4 protein-coding genes are annotated in these 4,917 nt (G+C 65.5%); 2 read left to right on the top strand and 2 right to left on the bottom strand.

Annotated features, from left to right (window positions below; translation table 11 throughout):
* Positions 1-203: 203 nt before the first annotated feature.
* Positions 204-1,160 carry a TIGR03885 family FMN-dependent LLM class oxidoreductase gene (locus I6N91_RS16895; protein ID WP_198814474.1) on the top strand — a complete coding sequence of 319 codons (957 nt, stop codon included), beginning with the start codon at positions 204-206 and terminating at the stop codon, positions 1,158-1,160.
* A 56-nt stretch (positions 1,161-1,216) separates the two neighbouring features.
* Complete coding sequence (locus I6N91_RS16890) at positions 1,217-2,905, top strand: alpha-amylase family protein (protein ID WP_198814473.1); 1,689 nt, start codon at positions 1,217-1,219, stop codon at positions 2,903-2,905.
* Positions 2,906-2,940: 35 nt separating this feature from the next.
* Here the strand turns inward: I6N91_RS16890 and I6N91_RS16885 are convergent, their stop codons facing one another.
* On the bottom strand, positions 2,941-4,122 hold the full coding sequence (locus I6N91_RS16885) for an FAD/NAD(P)-binding oxidoreductase (RefSeq protein WP_307843404.1): 1,182 nt from the start codon (positions 4,120-4,122) through the stop codon (positions 2,941-2,943).
* Positions 4,123-4,329: 207 nt separating this feature from the next.
* Positions 4,330-4,827, bottom strand: a complete 498-nt coding sequence (locus tag I6N91_RS16880; RefSeq protein ID WP_198814472.1) for a hypothetical protein — start codon at positions 4,825-4,827, stop codon at positions 4,330-4,332.
* Positions 4,828-4,917 lie beyond the last annotated feature (90 nt).

Raw genomic sequence — 4,917 nt, 5'->3', positions numbered from 1 at the left:
TCACCGGGGCAACTCCATAACTATACGACCCCCACCGAACAAACACAAATCCCCCACCCACCCCCACAAAACCGGTGTACCGGCGCCCCGGCTCGGCCTCCGGACCCTCTGCCGGACCGACTGCCGGAGCCGGTCCCGGCACGGGCAGCCTGCGCCTTCCCGGATTCCTCGACAGCAGGGCCGTGCCGCGGTATGCATGTCGGATGGCGATACTCGGATTCCATGCGTCCCACGAACAGATCAGTCCATCGCGTCTGCTTGAGGACGTGGTGCTGGCCGAGCAGGCCGGCTTCGATGCGGCGATGTGCTCTGACCATATAGAACCGTGGTCCGAGCGGCAGGGCCATTCGGGGTTCGCCTGGTCCTGGCTGGGCTCGGCCCTTGCCCGGACCGACCTGCGTTTCGGGGTGGTGACTGCCCCCGGGCAGCGGTACCACCCGGCAATCCTCGCCCATGCCTCGGCAACCCTCGCGGACATGTATCCCGGCCGGCTCTGGGTTGCCCTGGGAAGCGGCGAAAACATGAACGAGCACATCACCGGCGAGGCGTGGCCGCCCAAGGACGTCCGGCAACGGCGTCTCGAGGAATGCGTGTCGGTCATCCGCCGGCTGCACAGCGGCGAAGAGGTCACCCATCGGGGGCTGGTCACCGTCGAGCGGGCGCGGATCTGGGATACACCGGCCACGCCGCCGCCGCTGATCGCCCCTGCCGTCACCGTTGACACCGCACGGCGTGCCGCGGTCTGGGCGGATGGGCTGGTGACGATCAACCAGCCGCATGAACACCTGCGGAACATGCTGTCGGCGTACCGGGACGCGGGAGGCACGGGCACGGCGACCCTGCAGGTGCACCTTTCCTGGGCGCCCACCGAATCGGAGGCCATTGGCATTGCCATGGATCAGTGGAAGAACAACACCTTCGCCCCTCCCATCCCGTGGGACCTTCCAACCGCCGACTACTTCGACGCCGTAGGCCGCGACGTGGGTGAGGAGTCGGTGCGCACGTCGGTCAATGTGTCGGCCAGCACCGGTGAACACGCTCAGTGGCTGCAGGAGTACCTGGAGCTTGGCTTCGACGAAATCTACCTCCACTTCGTGGGCCAGGACCAGCAGCCCTTCATTGAGGCTTTCGCCGCCAAGGTCCTGCCCGAGCTTCGCTGAGCGGCAGGTCAACCCGCCCACCGCTGAATACCGCCGTCGCACTACGAGGGGGAAGAATGAAGACCACGGAGACATCGGATCTTTGGTGGAAGAACGCCGTGGTGTACTGCCTCGACGTCGAAACCTTCTACGACTCGAACGGCGACGGCATTGGTGATTTCGCCGGCCTTGCGGAGCGGGTGCACTATCTGGCTGACCTCGGAGTGACCTGTATCTGGCTGATGCCGTTCTATCCCACCCCCGACCGCGACGACGGCTACGACATCACCGATTTCTTTGGAGTGGACAGCCGGCTCGGGACGCATGGCGACCTCGTCGAGTTCCTTCGGATGGCCAAGGATCAGGGCATCCGCGTCATCGCGGACCTCGTGGTCAATCACACCTCCGACCAGCATCCCTGGTTCCGGTCCGCCGTTGAGTCGAGGGACAGTCCTTTCCGCGACTTCTACGTCTGGCGCTCCGATCCCCCGCCAGACACCTCGGCCGAGGTGACTTTCCCCGACCAGGAGGATTCCATTTGGACCCGGTCCGAGCCGACCGGTGATTGGTACCAGCACCGCTTCTATCGACATCAGCCCGACCTGAATGTCGCCAATCCGCGGGTGCGCGACGAGATCGCCAAGGCGGCAGGCTTCTGGCTCGAGCTGGGCATGGATGGGTTCCGGGTCGACGCCGTCCCCTTCTTCCTCGAGCTGACCGGGGCGCAGTCGAATGAACTGCCGGAGCCACATGAGTTCCTCAAGGACCTTAGGCGCTTCCTCGGCCGCCGACGCCCCGGTGCGATCCTTCTGGGTGAAGTGAACCTTCCCTACGAGGCCCAACTGCGGTTCCTTGGCGGAGAGGCCGCCGACGAGCTCACCATGCTTTTCGATTTCATTGGAATGCAGAACCTCTACCTCGCCCTGGCGCGGCAGGAGGCCGCCCCGCTGGCCGCCGCACTCCAGGGCCGTCCGGAGACGAATCCCGACAGCCAGTGGGCGACTTTCGTGCGCAACCATGACGAGCTGACTCTCGACAAACTCACGGAATCGCAGCGGCAGGAGGTGTTTGCTGCCTTCGGCCCGGAGGAGAAAATGCAGGTGTACGGACGTGGGCTCAAGCGGCGCCTGCCACCGATGCTCGGTGGAGACCCACGCCGCATCCGGATGGTGTACTCCCTGCTCTTCTCGCTACCCGGAACCCCCGTCCTGTTCTACGGCGAAGAAATCGGCATGGGCGAGGACCTCGCCGCGGAGGGGAGGCTGGCCGTCCGCACCCCCATGCAGTGGACCGATGGGAAGAACGGAGGCTTCTCGAGCGCTGAGGAGGCCAACCTCGTCGCCCGCCCTGTCCAGGGCGAATATGGCCCGGATGCCGTCAACGCCGCCCGGGCCCGGCAGGACCCGGAGTCGCTCCTTCACTTCCTGGCGGAACTCATCCGCCGCTACCGGCAGTGCCCGGAACTTGGCTGGGGAAGCTTTGAGGTCCTGTCGCAGGCCAATCCTTCGGTCCTTGCCCACCGCTGTACCTGGGGAGCCTCGAGCATGGTCCTCGTCCACAACTTCGCTCCGTCAGCGGTTCCGGTGACGCTGGACGTCACCAGTTCCCGGCACAGCGCCAGCGACCTCGACGGAAAGACCCTGCTCGACCTGCTCGGCGGGACCGGACCGCGGATTTCACGAAAGGGAACAGTCAACCTCGACCTTGAACCGTATGGCTACCGGTGGCTGCGCATCCCCGACCCGGACGACCATCGGCTTCCCTGAGGAGTTCTCGGAGGAGTCCCCGCCGCGGCAGCAGGCTACGCCCGGCCCGTCAGGATCAGCTTCCAATAGACCTGAGGGAGCACCCTCCGCTCGAGCAGCCACGTCAACCGCCGCTCCCGTGCCAGATTCTTCCACCCCGGCACCGTCGGCTTCGGCCGGTACCGATCGTCGAACTCGGAAAAGACGACGGTCGAGCGTGACACGGTGAAGGGGCACGCCGAGTAGTTGTTGTACTTCTTGCCGGGCTTCCTGCCGTTGCGCACGGCTTTGAGGTTTTTCGCCAGAACCGTAGTCTGCATCCTCAGTGCGGCGCCGGACTTCGAGTTCCGTGTCCCCGCCGCATCGCCGAGGGACCATACCGAGGGATACCGCGCGTGCCGCAGTGTCTCCGGATCCACCTCGACGAAGCCGCCGGGATCGCCGTCGGCGGGAAGCGCTGAGGTTTTCAGCCAGTCGGGCGCGGACTGGGGCGGCACCGCGTGAAGGACGTCGTAGGGAAGACGCTCGCTGGTGCCGGCCGCGGTGTTGCGCACGACGACGCTGCGTCCCTCGGGGTCCACCTCGGCGAGTTCGCTGTCGCAGCGGAGTTCGATGCCGTACTCGGCGATCTTGCGGTTGAGTTCCTCGTCGATCAGTGGCATTCCAAAAACAGTGGGCGTCGGGACAATCAGCACAACCCGGATGTCGTCGAGCACCCCCTGCGCACGCCAATAGTCACAGGCGAGGTACATCGGCTTCTGCGCGGCACCGGCGCAGGTGGCAGGACCGGGCGGCTGGCTGAACACCACGGTCCCGCTGCGGAGTTGACGCAGCAGGTCCCATGCCTTTGGTGCCAGCTCGAATTCGTAATTAGACCCGCCGAAAGGGGACGCCATCGCCTGGACGAGGCCCGGAACGGCGTCCCAGTCCTTCTGGATCCCGGGGCACACGACGAGGTTGTCGTACTTCAGGCTCGCGCCGGAGGATAGGGCGACGGTGCGGGCGTCCGGCTGCACGCCTGTCGCCTCGCCCTGGATCCAGGCGACTCCACGGGGCATGACCTTGGACTGGGGACGGACGGCGTCGGCGGGTTTCGCCGTGCCGCCGGCAATGTGTGAGAAGAGCGGCTGATAGAGGTGCTGGGTGCGCGGTTCAACAATGGCAATATCGCGGACACCGTAGCGCTGCAGCCGCGCTGCGAGGGAAATTCCTGCGTTTCCGCCCCCGACGACCAGCACCTCGTAGTGATCCTTTGGGCCGGAAGCCGGACTGTCCGGAGACACCGGACTCCATGTCCCCGGTTGTGGCATACCCGATCGGCGCAGGCGGTTCATCGAACCCACTGATACCTCTTCTTCCTCCGAGAACGCCCGCTCTCAGGGCTGGCAGTCTCGGACCGAGTGGTGGCACCAGGCATTGGCAACCTGGCTCGACCCTACAACGGTTCACGTGCCGTCGGCAGTTCCTTTTGTGGCCTTGACCCGGCTCCTCCGAGCCTCAAGCAGCCTCTCCGGGCCCCCAACCGTCCCAGCTTGGGTCGACCATGGCGTTACGACCAGTTGGAATTCGTCTTCGTAGAGAACGGTGCCCGGGTCGTTCGAGCGGATCTCCCGCCACGGGACCGCATAGCGGTCAAGGAGGGCCAGATAACCGGAGATCCGCTCCAGAAGGTGCGCGGCGGACACCTTGAACCAGGCCTGTGCCGTCGGATTGAGGGTGCGGTCGTACACCGTAGCATCGACGAGCTGGGGGTTGATGTAGGCCGCGTCGTACCAGAGGTTCGACGCAAGCCACCAGGAATGGTCGGTCTCACTCAGGCGGCCGTCGCGGGCCAGCGCGTTGGCAAGGCCGAAAATACCGGGGTGGATCCCCCGGGCGTTGCGTTCGGACCCCTCATATCGCACGAAGCCGGCCTGCTGGGGTGTTTCGGGGTGGAACCGCATGCGTCGACTGTATCGGTGGGGGTGGTTAAAGGGGTGCAGGCCCCACCGGTGGTGGGGCCTGCAGCCTAAGGGTGGTCCGGCGGTGTCCTA

Origin of the sequence: Arthrobacter sp. MSA 4-2, from assembly GCF_016405885.1 — a bacterium.
Classification (GTDB): Bacteria; Actinomycetota; Actinomycetes; order Actinomycetales; family Micrococcaceae; genus Arthrobacter_D.
The sequence above is the reverse complement of the archived record's forward strand: the minus strand, read 5'-3'. Positions and strand labels throughout refer to the sequence as shown.